Below are 14,898 nucleotides of genomic sequence, written 5' to 3' on the forward strand. Positions count from 1 at the left end.
GTTAGTCCGTCCGCTGGGGCGCCTTCTCCTGGCTCAGCGCGCTCCAGTGGAGTTTCTCCTGTTCCCGCCGCGGCAGGCCGGCGACCACGAGGTCGTAGGAGTCCTCGATCATCTCCCGGACCAGGTCGTCGGGCACCGAGCCGTCCAGGACGACCGTGTTCCAGTGCCGCTTGTTCAGGTGGTAGCCGGGCGTGATGGCCTCGTGGTCGTGCCGCAGCTGCACCGCCAGGTCCGGGTCGCACTTGAGGCTGATCCGCAGTGGCCGGGACTTCAGCGCGCTGAGCGCGAACATCTTGCCGGCGACCTTGAACACGCTGCTGGCCTCGTCGAAGGGGAACTCCTCGCGGGCCCCGGGGAACGACAGGCACAGCTCCTTCAGCGCGGCAGGCGTCATGGTCCCAGGCTAACGGGTTGACACATTCCCATATGGGTATATATTGGGGTGCATGGCACGGGCAGCGACGACAGCGGACGCGTTCAACGCGGTGGCCGAACCGCGGCGGCGGCAGATCCTCGACCTCCTGGCGGGCGGGGAGAAACCGGTGAACGAGCTGGTGGCGGTGCTCGCGCTGGCTCAGCCGCTGGTGTCGAAGCACCTGCGGGTCCTGCGGGAGGTGGGCCTGGTGGAGGTTCGTGACTCGGGGCGCCAGCGGGTGTACCGGCTCAACGCCCGCCCGTTGAAGGACATCGACGACTGGGTGAGCGGGTACCGGCGTTGGTGGTCCGGGCGCTTCGACCGGATGGACGTGGTTCTGGCGGAACTGAAGGAGTCGGAGGACGGAGATGAGCACGGTGACCAGTAGTGGAACGGCAGTGGTGACGCTCCCGGCGGACAACCAGATCCTGATCACGCGCGAGTTCGACGCGCCGGCACGCCTGGTGTGGAAGGCGTGGACGACGCCGGAGCTGATCAAGCGGTGGTGGGCCGGTGAGCGCGGTGAGGTGATCTCGGTCGAGGTCGATCTGCGGGTCGGCGGCCGGTGGCGGAACGTGATGATCGCCGACGGCGGGTTCGAGGTCGCCTTCCACGGCGAGTACCGGGAAATCGTGGAGCACGAGCGGATCGTGTCCACCGAGGTGTACGAGGGCCTGCCGGACGCGTCCTCGCTGAACACGCTGACGCTGGTCGAGCGCGACGGGCGCACCACGTTGACGGTGCTGGCCGAGTACCCCAGCAAGGAGCTGCGCGACGGGCACCTGGAATCCGGGATGGAAGGCGGCATGCAGGAGTCGCTGGACGAGCTGGAGCAGGTGGCGCTCTCGCTGGCCGGAAGCAACTGAGCCACCTGGACCGGCGGTGGGGGCCACGTGCGCGTGGCCCCCACTGTCACGCGTCCAGAACTCCGCGCGCCACCAGCGTTTCCCGCAGGCGTGCCAGGATGGGCACCTGTCCTTTCACGAGCAGCTCGGCGGCCCGGTCCGGGTCCGTCCACTCGACACGGTCGACCTCGGGGAACTCCCGCACCCGCCCGGAACCCTTCGGCCACTCCATCTGGAACGTGTTGCTCTCGAACCGCGCCGGGTCGAAGTCGCCCTCCGCGGCGAAGGTCGTGATGACCTTGCCGCTCGACTGGCGGAACGAGCCCAGGTCCACGGTTTCCCCCGTCAGCACCGGTTCGCCGACTTCCTCCGCGAACTCGCGGCGGGCCGCGAGCAGCGGGTCCTCGTCGGTGTACTCGCCCTTCGGGATGGACCAGGCGCGCTCGTTCTTGCGCGCCCAGAACGGGCCGCCCATGTGCGCGATGAGCACCTCCAGCCGCCGGTCGCCGGTGAGCCGGTAGAGCAGGAACGCCGCGCTCTTCCTGGGCACCGGGTCACCACCCGTCGTGGTGGACGACCTCGGACAGCGGCTGGCGTTTCGCCGGCTTGAACGTCTCGCCGGTGTAGAAGGCGGTCGGGATCAGCGCGGCCTGCCGGATGTGGCCGGGGATGCCGAGGAGTTCCGCGGCCTCCCGCTCGTAGGCCAGGTGCAGCGTGGTCCAGGCCGTGCCGAGGCCCAGGGTGCGCGCGGCCAGCATGTAGCTCCACACCGCGGGCAGGATCGAGCCCCACAGGCCGGCCTGGTTGCCGGCCGGGAGGTCCCCGCCCGGCACGTGGATGGCCGGCACCAGCAGGACCGGCACCTCTGCCATATGCTCGGCCAGGTAGTCGGCGCTGCTCATGACCCGGTGCTGGGTGGCGGCGCGGTCGGCGTCGTCCCGGTAGCGCTCCTCCGGCGAGGGGCCGCTCGCCCGGTAGGCGCGGTAGGACTTCGCGTAGAGCTCGGCGAGCTGGGCGCGCAGATCCGCGTCGGTGACCACGATCCAGTGCCAGTCCTGCCGGTTCGACCCGGTCGGCGCCTGCAACGCGATGGTGATCGCCCGCTCGATCAGCTCGTTCGGCACCGGACGGGACAGGTCCAGCCGTTTGCGCACGCTGCGGGTGGTGGTCAGCAGCTCCTCAGGTGTCATGGCTCCGATCCTGGCATGAGCTCGCGCGCGATGAGCCCGCCGTGGGGATGGATATGGCGCTGTACCGCGGGCGGATGACTGCCCCCGGCGGGGGCGTCCGCGGGCGGCGAGTGTCGGGCGGACCGACCGCGCATACCGCCCGGACGTGGTGAGCGGGCTGCGGGCGCGGGTGCGCCGGGTGACAATGCCGGGGCCGGGATTCGCCGAGGGCAAGGAGGCCGCCATGGCCGGGCACACCTATCGCGTCACCGAGATCGTCGGTTCGTCCAGCGAAAGCCTCGACGCGGCGATCCGCGGGGGAATCGAGCGTGCCTCGCGGACGTTGCGGGAGCTGGACTGGTTCGAGGTGACCGAGATCCGCGGCCACATCGAGAACGGCGCGATCGGCCACTTCCAGGTGGGCATGAAGGTCGGGTTCCGCCTGGAGGAAGCGGACTGATCCACTGCGCGATCAGCGTTCTCGCGCCGATGGGGGTGACTGGATCATCGGAGCGGACTCGTCGCTCTCCAGGCCGGTAGGACGGAGACAGCACGATTCGCGGCGGAGCCACCACATCGGGAGTCAACCGGCAAGACTCCGCACCGAACTCGATCAGGGGAACGAACCGGAACGCCGTGGCAGCCTTGGTGAAGAACACCGCCGGCTCCCGGCGGTGCGAATCACTCATGCCTCTCGCCGACATCCAGCAACTCCCGGGGGCAATCGATTCGGTCGGCCGGCGTGCTCCCACGCACGATGAACGAGAGCTCGTTGCGGACATTGACCGAGCCCGCCGACCTCGTTTTCCCCGCACACGCGATCCTTGGCTGCGAAACAGTGCAGTGAGAACCGGCGCCGCGACCGTCCACCCGAGACCGACTACGACCTTGGTGAGGAATGTGCTCTGCATGCCATCACCGTAGGAACGACCCCCGACAAAAACGGCGCTCCGGCCGGGGAAAGGCCACCCGAACGTGTCGTTAGTGGCTTTTCACCCGGCCGGAGCAACGGGTATCAGAACGGGTATCAGTCGGTCGAAAGCGCCTGGACCAGGTCGCCGACCTGCGGGTCCTTCAGGGCGCGGGCGACGTCGGCCTGGGCGACGATCCCGACCAGGTCGTGGCCGTCGATCACCGGCAACCGCCGCACCTTGTGGCTCGACATCGTGCGCAGGATTTCCTCCGCGTCGTCGTCGGCACCGATGGTCACGGCCTCCCCCTGGGCCAGCTCCCCGACGCTCAGCGAGCGCGGGTCCTTGCCCTCGGCGAGCACTTTGACCACGATGTCGCGGTCGGTCAGCATGCCCTTCAACCGGTTGTCCTCACCGCAGATGGGCATCGCCCCGACCTGCAGCTCCGCCATCCGCTTCGCGGCGTCGAGCACCGTGTCGCTGGTGCGGACGCACTCGGGGTCGGACGTCATGATTTCGCGAGCCTTGGTCATCTTCTCTGCCTGCCTCCGATCTACGTCGAACTGGGCCCTCCCCGCATACCCGGCCCGTCCGGGCGCAAACGCGTCCGCCCGCCGCCGCACCGCCGTCCGTTGGTTTACTCGACGCATGCCCGACCTCCAGATCCACTACGACGTCGCGACCGGCGGCGACCTCGCCGCCCACTACGCCCGCGGCGAATCGCGGCCGATCACCGTCGTCGGCAACCCGGTGCTGCACGAGCGCTGCGCCGAGGTGGCCGGCTTCGGCGGCGACCTGGCCGCCCTCGTGTCCGACCTGTTCGTGAGCATGCGCACCGCCCGCGGCGTCGGCCTCGCGGCCAACCAGATCGGCGTGCCGTTGCGCGTGTTCGTCTACCTGTGCCCGGAGAGCTACGAACGCACCGAGGACGAGGTGTGGCACGCCGGGCACGTGATCAACCCGGTCGTCGAGGTCAGCGGGGACGGCACCGGCGCCCACGCCGAAGGGTGCCTGTCCGTGCCGGGCGCGCGGGCGGTCGTCCCGCGCGCCGCCCGCGTCACGGTCCGCGGCTTCGACCTGGCCGGCAACCCCGTCGAGGTGACCGGACGCGATCTGCTGGCGCGGTGTTTCCAGCACGAGACCGACCATCTCGACGGCCACCTGTACCTCGACCACCTCACCGCCGAGGCCCGCGAGACGGCCCTCGGCGAGATGAGCGAACCCGCCTACCCGGTCGTCCCGGACCCCGCCGCCGCGGAGGGCCCCGCTCGATCCTGATCGTGGCCGCGGAAGGGTCTCCCCGGCCGGCGCGGTTTCGCCGCACCGGCCGGGCCGGCCCGTCCGAAGGCGGGCCCGCGCACGCAGCTCGGCGAGCCGCTCCGGCGCGCGCGGTGTGGAGCCGGCGTGCGGGAGCGGGCGAGCGTGCGTGAGGTTCCGGTGTCTCCACTGTCGCCCGTGGATCCGCGACCGTCAAAGGGTTTTCCACTACGTTGGGCGAATCCCCGGCACCGGGTGTCGATCCGCGGGGGTGCCGTTCGTGTAGGGGGTGCAGACCGACCCGAGGAGGGACCATGACGCACTACCTGATCACCGTCTACCAGCCCGACGGGGAGCCGCCCGCACCGGAGATCCTCGACCCCATCATGGCCGACGTCACGGCGTTCCACGAGGAGCTGCGGGCGGCGGGTGCCTGGGTGTTCACCGGCGGCCTGCACCCGCCGGACACGGCGACCGTGGTGCGGCCGTCCGGTGACGACGTGCTGGTCACCGACGGCCCGTACCTGGAGGGTAAGGAGCACGTCGGCGGGTTCACGGTCATCCGCGCGGCCGACCTGGACGAGGCCCTGGCGTGGGGCCGCAAGGCCGCGCGGGCGACCAGGCTGCCCATCGAGGTCCGGCCGCTGGCCGAGGTGCCCGCCAGTTGACCGTGCCCGCCGCGGAGATCGCGCGCGTGTTCCGCGAGGAGTACGGGCGCGCCGTGGCCGTCCTGGCCCGCGTCTTCGGTGATCTCGACATCGCCGAGGACGCGGTCCAGGACGCGTTCACGACCGCCGTGCGGCGGTGGCCGGGCGAGGGTGTGCCGCCGAGCCCGGCCGGCTGGATCATCACCACCGCGCGCAACCGGGCCATCGACCGGTTGCGGCGGGAAGCCGGCCGCGACGACCGGCAGGCCCAGGCGGCCCTGCTGCACGCCAGGGACCAACCGGTGGAGGAGGGTGCTGTGCCCGACGACCGGCTCCGGCTGATCTTCACCTGCTGTCACCCGGCGCTGGCTCCGGCCGCGCGGGTCGCGCTGACGCTCCGGCTGCTCGGCGGGCTGACCACCGCTGAGATCGCCCGCGCCTTCCTGGTTCCGGAAAAGACGATGGCCCAACGGATCGTGCGCGCCAAGGGCAAGATCCGCGCCGCCCGGATCCCGTACCGGGTGCCGGCCGAGGCGGACCTGCCGGACCGCCTGCGGGCCGTGCTCGCCGTGCTCTACCTGATCTTCAACGAGGGCTACACGGCCCGCCGCGCGGAGCTGTGCGCGGAGGCGGTCCGGCTGACCCGGGCGCTGGCCGGGCTGATGCCCGACGAGCCCGAGGTGCTGGGGCTGCTCGCGCTGATGTTGCTGACCGAGTCCCGCCGCGCCGCGCGGACCGGGCCGGGCGGGGAGCTGGTGCTGCTGGCCGACCAGGACCGCGGCCGGTGGGACCGGGCGCTGATCGCCGAGGGGCAGGCGCTGGTGCGGCAGTGCCTGCGCCGCGGGCGGCCCGGGCCGTACCAGATCCAGGCCGCGATCAACGCCGTGCACAGCGACGCGCCCACGGCGGCCGCCACCGACTGGCGGCAGGTGGTGGCGCTGTACGACCAGCTGATGGTCGTCGCGCCGTCGCCGGTCGCCGCGCTGAACCGGGCGGTCGCGGTGGCCGAGGTCGCCGGCCCGGCGGCGGGTCTCGCGGCGGTGGCGGCGCTGGAGCCGGCCGAGTACTACCTGTACCACGCGATCCGGGCCGACCTGCTGCGGCGGCTGGGCCGCACGGCGGAGGCGGTACGCGCGTACGAGGCCGCGCTGGCGCGCACCGAGAACGCGGCCGAGCGGGAGTTCCTGACGCGGCGGCTGCGTGAGTGCGCGGGGTAGTGCCCCGCCCGCCGGGCCTGGCCGCGGGCGGGGCGGTCCGCCGTCACACCTGCCGCGCCCCCGCGCGGCCGGCCTCGATGACGAAACTCGCCCGGGTGCGGACCGGCGCGCCGGGCCGGCTCACGTAGTCGACGACCCGGTAGTCGGCCGTCCACGCGGCAGGCGTGATCGTGTTCCGCACGTAGCCGCGCCGGCGGTTGATGAACTTGATGTGCGGGTTCTCCTGCAGTTGCACGCGATCCCCGGAGTTCTGGTCCGTCCCGTCGCCGCCGGAGGAGATCGACGTGCCCACCAGTTCGGTCGCCACCGTCGCCGACGACGGGTCCTCGAAGTCGGCCTTGACGTCGGCCACGTGGGGGAGAAGGCGGGCAAACGGTAGACCGGCGCCGTGACGCCCGGCCGAATGCGCGGTGGCCGCGGGGTGGCGGGTCACGGTCGGCGGATCACAGTTCGATCACCGCGGTAGCGATGTGCGCCGGACGGGCGATCAGCGTGGTGTGCGCGTGTTGATCGAGGTGGTGGTCCTGGCCGTGGCCGTGGGTGGGGCGTTCTGGCTGGGGCGGCGCTCGGCCCGGCCACGCCGGACCGGGCCGGTGCCGGTGTTCCGGCTCGAGGCGCAGCCGCAGCAGTGGTACCGGCTCACCAACACCGGATCCGTCGGGGCCACCGGCGTGCGGATCGACTTCGGCGAGCACTACGACCGGTCCCTCACGCGCCGCCTGCCGGACTCCGCCGACCTCGCGCCCGGCGAGTCGGTCACGTTCCTCATGCTCGCCACCTGGGCCACCCCGCGGCCGGGCGAGCTGCGCGTGAGCTGTGCCGAACTCGCCAAACCGGCCGTCGTCGCCGTACCGGAAGGCGCCGAGCCGCTCGCGTCCTGACCGGCCGGGCTAGCTTGGACACCAGGAGGCCGCACCGGTGCCTCCACGAGGAGGGTCATGGCTTCCGTTTCCCGCATCGGCCTGGTGGTGCACGGCGGCAAGGAGAGCGCGCGGCGCACCGCGGGCGAAGTGCGCGCGTGGGCGGCCGCCCGCGGTATCCCGTGCACGGACATCGACGTGTGGGACGACTTCGACGGCCACCGGCGGCACGCCAAGGAGGAGGCCGAGCGGGCGGGTAACCCGGACCTGATCGTCACGGTCGGCGGGGACGGCACCTTCCTGCGCGGGGTGCGGGTCGCGGCGCCGGTCGAGTCGCTGGTGCTCGGCGTGAACGTCGGGCGCGTCGGGTTCCTCACCGAGGTCGCCACGGAGGACGTGATCGCCGCGCTGGACGCGGTGAACGACGGCGCCTTCCAGGAGGACTCCCGGATGACGCTCACCATGTGCGCGTCCCGGCCGCTGACCATCCCGAAGGGCATCGAGCCGATGCTGCGCTACGGGCGCGGCCCCGCTCTGCCCCCGCCGGCGCCGCGGCGGCGTGAGATCTCCGACGGCGAGGGCATCCAGCTCGACGTGCTGGGGCTCAACGACATCGTGGTGGAGAAGCTGGCGCGGGACCGGCAGGCGAGCCTGGCGGTCTACGTCGACGGCCGCCAGTTCGCCGTGTACTCCACCGACGCGTTCGTCGTGGCCTCCTCGACCGGCTCCACCGCCTACAGCTTCTCCGCGGGCGGCCCGATCGTCTCGCCCGGCCTGGACGCGCTGGTGTTCACGCCGGTCGCGCCGCACATGGTGTTCAACCGCAGCGTGGTGCTCGCGCCGCAGCAGCGGGTCGGGATCCGGGTGCTGGAGCGGTCCGGGGAGGCCGCGGTCAGCGTCGACGGGCAGCTGCGCGGCGTGCTGGAGCCGGGCGACTGGATCACCGTGCAGGCGTCGAGCCGGCGGGCGCGGCTGGTCCGCCTGGACGAGCCGGACTTCCTGTGCCGGGTGCGCGACCGGTTCGGGCTCGCCGACTCGGTCGCCGCCCTCGCCGATGAGCGGCCCCCGCGCTGACCCGGTCCGCGCTGAGCCCGCGCTGAGCCCGCACATGGGATCATGGGGTGTGCCTCGCCTCGGAACGCAGATCCCGCTGATCGGCCGCGACCGGGAGCTGGACACCCTGCGCGCGGCCCTGCGCCGGTGCCGGGAGGGACACGCGGGCGCGGTGCTGCTGGCCGGTGACGCCGGGGTCGGCAAGTCCCGCCTGCTGGCCGAGTTCGTCGACGGCGCCGGGCGGGACGGCGTGACCGTGCTGTCCGGCCGCTGCCTGGACGTCGGCGAGGCGGGGTTGCCGTACCTGCCGTTCGCCGAGGCGCTGGGCACGCAGCGGGAGGCGGCGAAGCGGTGGCCGGTGCTCGGGGGCCTGCTGCCCGGCCTGGCCACGCCGGAGCCGGCCGACCAGAGCGTGGAGCGGCTGCGGCTGTTCGACGCGGTGCACGCGGTGCTCGCCGACCTCGCCACGCCCGGCCCGGTGCTGCTCGCGCTGGAGGACCTGCACTGGGCGGACGCCTCGACGCGCGACCTCGTGCTGTTCCTGCTGTCCCGGCTGGACACCCAGCGGCTGCTGGTGGTGGCCACCTACCGCACCGACGACCTGCACCGCCGCCATCCGCTGCGCCCGTTGCTGGCCGAGGTGTCCCGGCTGCCCGCGGTCACCCGCCTCGAGCTGGCCCCGCTCGGCGCGGCCGACACCGTCGCGTTCGTCACCGCCCTCGCCGACGGCGCGTTGCCGGACGCCACCGTGCACACGGTCGTCGAACGCTCGGAGGGCAACCCGTTCTTCTGCGAGGAGCTGACCGCCGCCGCCACCCGTGGCGTGAACCTGCCCGGCGGCCTGGCCGAACTGCTGCTGGCCCGCGTGGAGCGGCTCAGTTCCGCTGCGCAGCGCGTGGTCCGGGCGGTGTCCGGCGCGGCGCAGCTCGTGGCGCACGCGAGCCTGCGCGGCGTGTGCGGCCTCGATGAGGACGCGCTGGAGAGCGCGGTGCGGGAAGCGGTGCGGCACAACGTGCTCGTCGCCGCCGAGGACGGCTACGCGTTCCGGCACGCGCTGCTGCGCGAAGCGGTTTACGACGATCTGCTGCCCGGGGAACGGGTCCGCCTGCACGCCGCGTTCGCCCGCCTGGCCGAGGAGAACGGCACCCCCGCCGCGCTGGCGCACCACAGCTTCCGCAGCCACGACCTGCCGACCGCGCTCGCCGCGTCCGTGCGCGCCGCCGGCCAGGCCGCGGCCATGCACGCGCCGAGCGACGCGCTGCACCACCTGGAGCAGGCGCTGCAGCTGTGGGAGGCGGTCGCGGAGCCGGAGCGGATCAGCGGACGGGACCGCCTGGCGCTGCTGCGGTCGGCGTCGGCGATGGCGTCGGCAGCAGGCGAGGTGGACCGGGCCGTCACCTACGCCGGGTCCGCGGTGACCGAAGCGGACCTGCGGGACGACCCCGAGCTGGCCGCGGAGACCCGGCACCAGCTGGCCGTCGCGCTGATCCCGTTCGACGTGCACCGCGCCGAGGTGTCCAAGGCCGTGGCCGAGGCGTGGGAGCTGGTGCGCGACCGCCCGGCGAGCCTGGTCCGCGCCAAGGTGCTGGCGCTGCGCGCGCGGGCGTGGGTGTGGGGCGTGCCGGACGTGGACGTCGACGTCCTGCGCGGGCACGTCGAGGAGGCGATCGCCGACGCGCGGGTGGCCGGGGCGCCGGAGGTCGAGGCCGACGGTCTGGTCACGCTCGCCGCGTTCGAGGAGTGGCAGGGCAACACCGGGCTCTCCACCGAGCTGGGGCTGGCCGCCGCGGCCCGGGCCGCCGAGATCGGCGCGGTCCGCGTCGAGCTGCGTGCGCTGCACAACGTCGGCTCCAACTACGTGCGAAGCGGGGAGCTGCGCAAGGCGGCGCGGATGGCCGAGCGGGTGTGGCGGCGCGCGGAGGAGTCCGGGCTCGGCTGGAGCGACCTCGGCGTCGAGGGGCGCCTCGGCGAGCTGTTCGACCTGTTCGCGCTGGGCGACTGGGACAGCGCACTCGCCCGCGCCGAGGTGCCGGGGGCGCCCCGGTTCGCGCGCGCCCGCATCGGCGCGTACTCCGCGCCGATCCTGGTGGCACAGGGGCGCTTCGCCGAGGTGGCGGCGCTCGCCTCGCGGCTGGCCGATCAGCACGGTGACCCGCGCACCGGCGTCGTGCTCGGGATCGCGCTGGCCGAGGCCGCGCAGTGGCGTGGCGACCCGGCCACGGCGGTCGCGGAGATCCACGGCGTGACCGACCGCATGCGGACGCTGTCCCGGTCGAGCCTGGCCGAGACCCGCTGGGCCGTCGCGGTCGGGGTGTCCGCGCTCGCCGACCTCGCCGAGCAGGCCCGGCGCCGCGGCGAGGACGCCCGGGCGCTGGTCGAGGAGGGTGCGCGGTTCGCCCGGTGGGCGGCGGACTCGGGTGAACTGGTCTCGCCGGTGCAGCTCCGGCTCGAGGAACGCAACCCGGACACCGAGGCGCCGACCGCCCGGCTCGCCGCGGAGCTGAACCGGTTGCGCGGCGCGGACGACCCGGACAGCTGGGCGTGCGCGGTGGACCGGGCCGCGCCGATCCCGTACTGGCAGCTGCTCGCCCGCTGGCGGTGGGCCGCCGCCCTGCTGGCCCACGGCGAGCGGGACGCCGCGGCCGAGCAGGTCCGCCTCGTGCACGACTCCGCGACCGGGCTGGGCGCGCGGCCGCTGCGGGCCGCGGTGGCGGACCTGGCGAAGCGCGGCCGCCTGACGACCGCGGGTGCGGCCGCGCCGGCCGGCGACGTGCTGACCCCGCGTGAGCGGTCCGTGCTGGAACTGGTGGCCGGCGGCCTGACCAACAGGCAGGTGGGGGAGCGGCTGTTCATCAGCGAGAAGACCGCGAGCGTGCACCTGTCCCGGATCATGGCCAAGCTCGGCGCCGGAAGCCGCGCGGAGGCGGTGTCCCGGGCGCACCAGCGCGGCCTGCTCGGCTGAGCCGATTGGCGGCGGGCGGCGATCCGGCGCAGCATCGGGACATGCCGACGCCTGAGCCCGTCGCCCCGATGCTGGCCGTTCCCGGACCCGTGCAGGACAGCGAGGGCTGGGCGTTCGAGTGGAAGTACGACGGGGTGCGGTGCCAGGCCGCGGTGTCCGGCGGCGAGGTCCGGCTCTACTCGCGGCGGCTGCGTGAGGTCACCGCCACCTACCCCGAGCTCGCCGTGCTCGGCCGGGACCGCCGGACGCTGCTGATCGACGGCGAGGTCGTCGCGCTCGACGAGGACGGCAGGCCGGATTTCGGGCGCCTGCAGCAGCGGATGAACCTGGCCGCGCCCACCCCGGCCCGGCTGTCGTCGGTGCCCGTGGTGTTCTTCGCGTTCGACCTGCTGCGCGAGGGGACCGCCGACTGCACCGGCCTGCCCTACGAAGAGCGCCGGGAACGCTTGCTGGCACTGGGCGTCGACCGCCCGGAGGTGCGGGTGCGGCGGCACTTCCGGGCGTCCGAAGTGGAGGGTGCGGAGCTGTTGCGGGCCGCCCGCGAGGTGGGCCTGGAGGGCCTGGTGTCCAAACGGCTCGACTCGCGCTACCAGCCGGGGCTGCGGTCGCCGGACTGGGTGAAGACGCCGCTGACCCGCACCCAGGAGGTGATCATCGCGGGGTGGACCGCGGGCGGGGGACGGCGGTCGGGCACGTTCGGCGCGTTGCTGCTCGGGCTGCACGACGAGACCGGGTTGCGGTTCGCCGGTCACGTCGGCACCGGCTTCACCGAACGGATGCTGGCCGACCTGCAGGACCGGCTGCGCCCGCTCGCCCGTCGCACCAGCCCGTTCGCCACCCCGGTGCCCCGCGAGTACGCCCGCCACGCGCACTGGGTGGAGCCGGAGCTGGTGGGCGAGGTGGAGTTCCGGCAGTGGACCTCCGACGGGCGCCTGCGGGCGCCGTCGTGGCGCGGGCTGCGGCCGGACCGGCACCCGGAGGAGGTCACGCGCGCTTGAGCCGGGTCCGCACCGCCAGACCGGCGCAGGCGATCACCGCGAGCCCGCCGAGCACGGTCGGCCAGGTGATCGCCTCGCGCAGCAGCAGGACCGCCCAGCAGATGCTCAGCACCGGCTGGACCAGCTGGATCTGGCTCACGTGTGCCATCGGCCCGATCGCGAGCCCGCGGTACCAGGCGAAGAACCCGAGGAACATGCTCACCACCCCGAGGTAGGCGAAGGCCGCCCACTCGGCCACGCCCCCCGCGGGCGGGTGCTGCGCCGCCGACGTCACCGCCAGCGCGGCCATCACCGGGGCGGACAGCACGAGCGCCCACGAGATCGTCTGCCACGCCCCGAGTTCCCGGGCGAGCAGCCCGCCCTCGGCGTAGCCGACCCCGGCCGCGAGCACGGCCGCGAGCAGCAGCAGATCGGACCAGTGCAGCCTGCCGAGCCCACCGCCCTGCAGCGCCGCGAAGGCGGCCGCGGCGACCGCGCCGACCGCCGCCGTCGCCCAGAACAGCACCGGTGGCCGTTCCCGGCCGCGCAGCACGGCGATCACCGCGGTCGCGGCGGGCAGCAGCGCGATCACCACCGCGCTGTGACTGGCCGACGCGCTGGTCAGCGCGAACGAGGTGAGCACCGGGAAGCCGACCACCACGCCCGCGGCGACCACCGCGAGCCGCAGCCACTGGACGCCGCGGGGCGGCCGTTGCCGGGTGGCCGCGAGCGCACCGGTCGCGAGCAGCGCGGCGATCACGGCGCGGCCGCACCCGATGAACAACGGTGACATCGTCCCGACGGCGACGCGGGTGAACGGCACGGTGAACGAGAACGCGGCCACGCCGAGCAGTCCCCAGCCGAGACCGCCCCGCCCGGGAGATAGCACCGGGCGCCCGGCGAGGGTAGCGCTACTATCCTGCTTCATGTCCGACGATAGCAGTGCCCGCATCGTCGCCGGCCTCCGCGCGTGGATCGCGACCGCACAGCCCGGTGCTCGGCTGCCGTCCACGCGGGCACTGGTCGCCGAGTACGCGGCGAGCCCGGTGACGGTGCAGAAGGCGCTGCGGGCCCTCACCGCGGGCGGGATGGTGGAGAGCCGGCCGGGGGTGGGCACGTTCGTGCGCGCGGCGCGCCTGGCCCGGCCCAACGACTACGGGTGGCAGACCGCCGCGCTGGGCTCCCCGCGTCATCCCGTGCCACGCGGGTCGGCGGCACTGCGCACCGTGCCCAACGACGTGATCGCGCTGCACTCGGGTTATCCGGACCGGGAACTGCTCCCCGAGCGGCTGGTCCGGGCCGCGTTCGCCCGCGCGGCCCGCGGTGACGCGGCCGTGCACCGCCCGCCCGCCGCGGGACTGCCCGAACTGCAGGCGTGGTTCGCCGCCGAGCTCGGGGTGGCGGCGCCCGGCGACGTGGTCGTCTTCCCCGGCAGCCAGAGCGGGTTGAGCGCGGCGTTCCGTGGGCTGGTCGGCGCCGGCCGCCCGCTGATACTGGAGTCGCCGACCTACTGGGGTGCGATCCTCGCCGCGGCGCGGGCGGGGGTGGAGGTGGTGCCGGTGCCCAGCGGTGCGGACGGTCCCGACCCGGACGAGCTGGCGCGGGCGTTCCGGCAGACCGGCGCCCGCGCGTTCTACGCGCAGCCGAACTTCGCCAACCCGACCGGCGCCCGCTGGTCGCCGGGCCTGGCCGGCCGGGTCCTCGACGTCGTCCGCGAGCACGGCGCGTTCCTCATCGAGGACGACTGGGCACACGACTTCGGCATCGACGCCGACCCGGTGCCGCTCGCCGCACGGGACGACGACGGGCACGTGGTGTACCTGCGGTCGCTGACCAAGAGCGTGTCCCCGGCGGTCCGGGTCGCCGGGCTCGTCGCGCGTGGCCCGGCCCGCGAGCGTGTCCTGGCCGGTGTCCGGGCCGAGGCGCTGTTCGTCAGCGGCATCCTGCAGGCGGTCGCGCTGGACGTGGTCACCCAGCCCGCGTGGCGCGGCCACCTGCGGGGCCTGCGCGACCAGCTGGCGGCCCGGCGTGACCTGCTCGCCCGCGCCGTGCGGGAGCACCTCCCGTGCGCGCGCCTGGACTCGGTGCCGAGGGGCGGGCTGAACCTGTGGGTGCGGCTGCCGGACACCGTCGACCCGGTCCGCCTGAGCCGGGAGTGCGAGGCGGCCGGGGTCGCGCTCAGCCCCGGTGGGGAGTGGTTCCCCGCCGAACCGCCCGGCGCCTACCTGCGGCTCAACTACTCCGGCCCGAACCCGGGTGCGTTCGCCGACGGTGCCCGGATCATCGGCGAGGTCCTGGCCCGGCAGTGACGGAACACCGGTAACATCAGCCCCTCCAGCACCACAACGAGGTGTGTTGTGTGGGTCACATCCGGGGTGTCGTTACCCTTCGCCAGGCGAATGTCCGATTAGACCGTCCCGGGGGGTCAGGTGCGCAAGACCAGCTCACGGCCGTGGCAGCGCCGGCCGCCGAGCCCGCAGCCGCCGCCGAGCAAGCCGCAGCCGATGCCCGGCCGCATCAGCCGCTGACGCTGCGGCCCTTGCGGGTGGTCCCGACCAGTGCCCGGAACGGGCTCGCCGCGGACC

The 14,898-nt window shown here is 73.9% G+C and carries 17 protein-coding genes; 11 read left to right on the forward strand and 6 right to left on the reverse strand.

Annotation, left to right across the window (positions count from 1 at the left end):
* Nucleotide 1: 1 nt before the first annotated feature.
* On the reverse strand, nucleotides 2-394 hold the full coding sequence (locus FHX45_RS23225) for an MmcQ/YjbR family DNA-binding protein (protein WP_167105832.1): 393 nt from the start codon (nucleotides 392-394) through the stop codon (nucleotides 2-4).
* Nucleotides 395-446: 52 nt separating this feature from the next.
* Here FHX45_RS23225 and FHX45_RS23230 point away from each other — a divergent pair, with 52 nt between their 5' ends.
* The gene (locus tag FHX45_RS23230) at nucleotides 447-803 is read left to right on the forward strand and encodes an ArsR/SmtB family transcription factor (protein WP_167105835.1); all 357 of its coding nucleotides are present in this window, start codon (nucleotides 447-449) and stop codon (nucleotides 801-803) included.
* Nucleotides 784-1,281, forward strand: a complete 498-nt coding sequence (locus tag FHX45_RS23235) for an SRPBCC family protein (RefSeq protein WP_167105838.1) — start codon at nucleotides 784-786, stop codon at nucleotides 1,279-1,281. The genes FHX45_RS23230 and FHX45_RS23235 overlap by 20 nt, the downstream gene beginning before the upstream one ends.
* Before the next feature lie 46 nt (nucleotides 1,282-1,327).
* Here the strand turns inward: FHX45_RS23235 and FHX45_RS23240 are convergent, their stop codons facing one another.
* Both FHX45_RS23240 and FHX45_RS23245 read right to left on the reverse strand, forming a co-directional pair.
* Nucleotides 1,328-1,810 (reverse strand): NUDIX domain-containing protein, encoded by a 483-nt coding sequence (locus FHX45_RS23240; RefSeq protein ID WP_167105841.1) that lies wholly within the window; start codon nucleotides 1,808-1,810, stop codon nucleotides 1,328-1,330.
* A gap of 4 nt (nucleotides 1,811-1,814) precedes the next feature.
* The gene (locus FHX45_RS23245) at nucleotides 1,815-2,450 is read right to left on the reverse strand and encodes a nitroreductase family protein (protein WP_167105844.1); all 636 of its coding nucleotides are present in this window, start codon (nucleotides 2,448-2,450) and stop codon (nucleotides 1,815-1,817) included.
* A 145-nt stretch (nucleotides 2,451-2,595) separates the two neighbouring features.
* Here FHX45_RS23245 and FHX45_RS23250 point away from each other — a divergent pair, with 145 nt between their 5' ends.
* On the forward strand, nucleotides 2,596-2,889 hold the full coding sequence (locus FHX45_RS23250) for a dodecin (RefSeq protein ID WP_341771579.1): 294 nt from the start codon (nucleotides 2,596-2,598) through the stop codon (nucleotides 2,887-2,889).
* 567 nt (nucleotides 2,890-3,456) lie between these two features.
* Here FHX45_RS23250 and FHX45_RS23255 read toward each other — a convergent pair.
* Nucleotides 3,457-3,873, reverse strand: coding sequence for a CBS domain-containing protein (locus FHX45_RS23255; protein ID WP_167105847.1), 417 nt, complete (start codon nucleotides 3,871-3,873; stop codon nucleotides 3,457-3,459).
* A 115-nt stretch (nucleotides 3,874-3,988) separates the two neighbouring features.
* Here FHX45_RS23255 and def point away from each other — a divergent pair, with 115 nt between their 5' ends.
* The 3 genes from def (at nucleotide 3,989) to FHX45_RS23270 (ending at nucleotide 6,461) form a co-directional block, all read left to right on the forward strand.
* The gene (def, locus tag FHX45_RS23260; RefSeq protein ID WP_167105850.1) at nucleotides 3,989-4,618 is read left to right on the forward strand and encodes a peptide deformylase; all 630 of its coding nucleotides are present in this window, start codon (nucleotides 3,989-3,991) and stop codon (nucleotides 4,616-4,618) included.
* 293 nt (nucleotides 4,619-4,911) lie between these two features.
* Nucleotides 4,912-5,265 carry a YciI family protein gene (locus tag FHX45_RS23265; protein ID WP_167105853.1) on the forward strand — a complete coding sequence of 118 codons (354 nt, stop codon included), beginning with the start codon at nucleotides 4,912-4,914 and terminating at the stop codon, nucleotides 5,263-5,265.
* Nucleotides 5,262-6,461: an RNA polymerase sigma factor gene (locus FHX45_RS23270; RefSeq protein WP_167105856.1), complete on the forward strand. Its 1,200-nt coding sequence runs from the start codon at nucleotides 5,262-5,264 to the stop codon at nucleotides 6,459-6,461. The genes FHX45_RS23265 and FHX45_RS23270 overlap by 4 nt, the downstream gene beginning before the upstream one ends.
* Nucleotides 6,462-6,504: 43 nt before the next feature.
* Here the strand turns inward: FHX45_RS23270 and FHX45_RS23275 are convergent, their stop codons facing one another.
* Nucleotides 6,505-6,813, reverse strand: coding sequence for an alkaline phosphatase D family protein (locus FHX45_RS23275; RefSeq protein WP_341771580.1), 309 nt, complete (start codon nucleotides 6,811-6,813; stop codon nucleotides 6,505-6,507).
* Between the two features lie 151 nt (nucleotides 6,814-6,964).
* On the opposite strand from FHX45_RS23275, the gene FHX45_RS23280 reads away from it, so the two are divergent.
* Genes FHX45_RS23280 through ligD form a run of 4 tightly spaced genes read left to right on the forward strand, consistent with a single transcriptional unit; the run spans nucleotide 6,965 to nucleotide 12,334 of the window.
* A complete protein-coding gene (locus FHX45_RS23280) occupies nucleotides 6,965-7,342 on the forward strand; it encodes a hypothetical protein (RefSeq protein WP_341771581.1) in 378 nt (125 codons plus the stop codon).
* A gap of 57 nt (nucleotides 7,343-7,399) precedes the next feature.
* Nucleotides 7,400-8,395 carry an NAD(+)/NADH kinase gene (locus FHX45_RS23285; protein WP_167105859.1) on the forward strand — a complete coding sequence of 332 codons (996 nt, stop codon included), beginning with the start codon at nucleotides 7,400-7,402 and terminating at the stop codon, nucleotides 8,393-8,395.
* Nucleotides 8,396-8,444: 49 nt separating this feature from the next.
* Complete coding sequence (locus tag FHX45_RS23290) at nucleotides 8,445-11,336, forward strand: AAA family ATPase (RefSeq protein WP_167105862.1); 2,892 nt, start codon at nucleotides 8,445-8,447, stop codon at nucleotides 11,334-11,336.
* A 41-nt stretch (nucleotides 11,337-11,377) separates the two neighbouring features.
* A complete protein-coding gene (gene ligD, locus FHX45_RS23295) occupies nucleotides 11,378-12,334 on the forward strand; it encodes a non-homologous end-joining DNA ligase (RefSeq protein ID WP_208406060.1) in 957 nt (318 codons plus the stop codon).
* Here ligD and FHX45_RS23300 read toward each other — a convergent pair.
* The gene (locus tag FHX45_RS23300) at nucleotides 12,321-13,202 is read right to left on the reverse strand and encodes a DMT family transporter (protein ID WP_341771582.1); all 882 of its coding nucleotides are present in this window, start codon (nucleotides 13,200-13,202) and stop codon (nucleotides 12,321-12,323) included. The genes ligD and FHX45_RS23300 overlap by 14 nt on opposite strands.
* 37 nt (nucleotides 13,203-13,239) lie before the next feature.
* Between FHX45_RS23300 and FHX45_RS23305 the strand changes: the two genes are divergently transcribed.
* The gene (locus tag FHX45_RS23305; RefSeq protein WP_167105868.1) at nucleotides 13,240-14,622 is read left to right on the forward strand and encodes an aminotransferase-like domain-containing protein; all 1,383 of its coding nucleotides are present in this window, start codon (nucleotides 13,240-13,242) and stop codon (nucleotides 14,620-14,622) included.
* Nucleotides 14,623-14,898: the final 276 nt, after the last annotated feature.

The sequence above is a fragment of the Amycolatopsis granulosa genome (assembly GCF_011758745.1).
GTDB lineage: Bacteria > Actinomycetota > Actinomycetes > Mycobacteriales > Pseudonocardiaceae > Amycolatopsis_E > Amycolatopsis_E granulosa.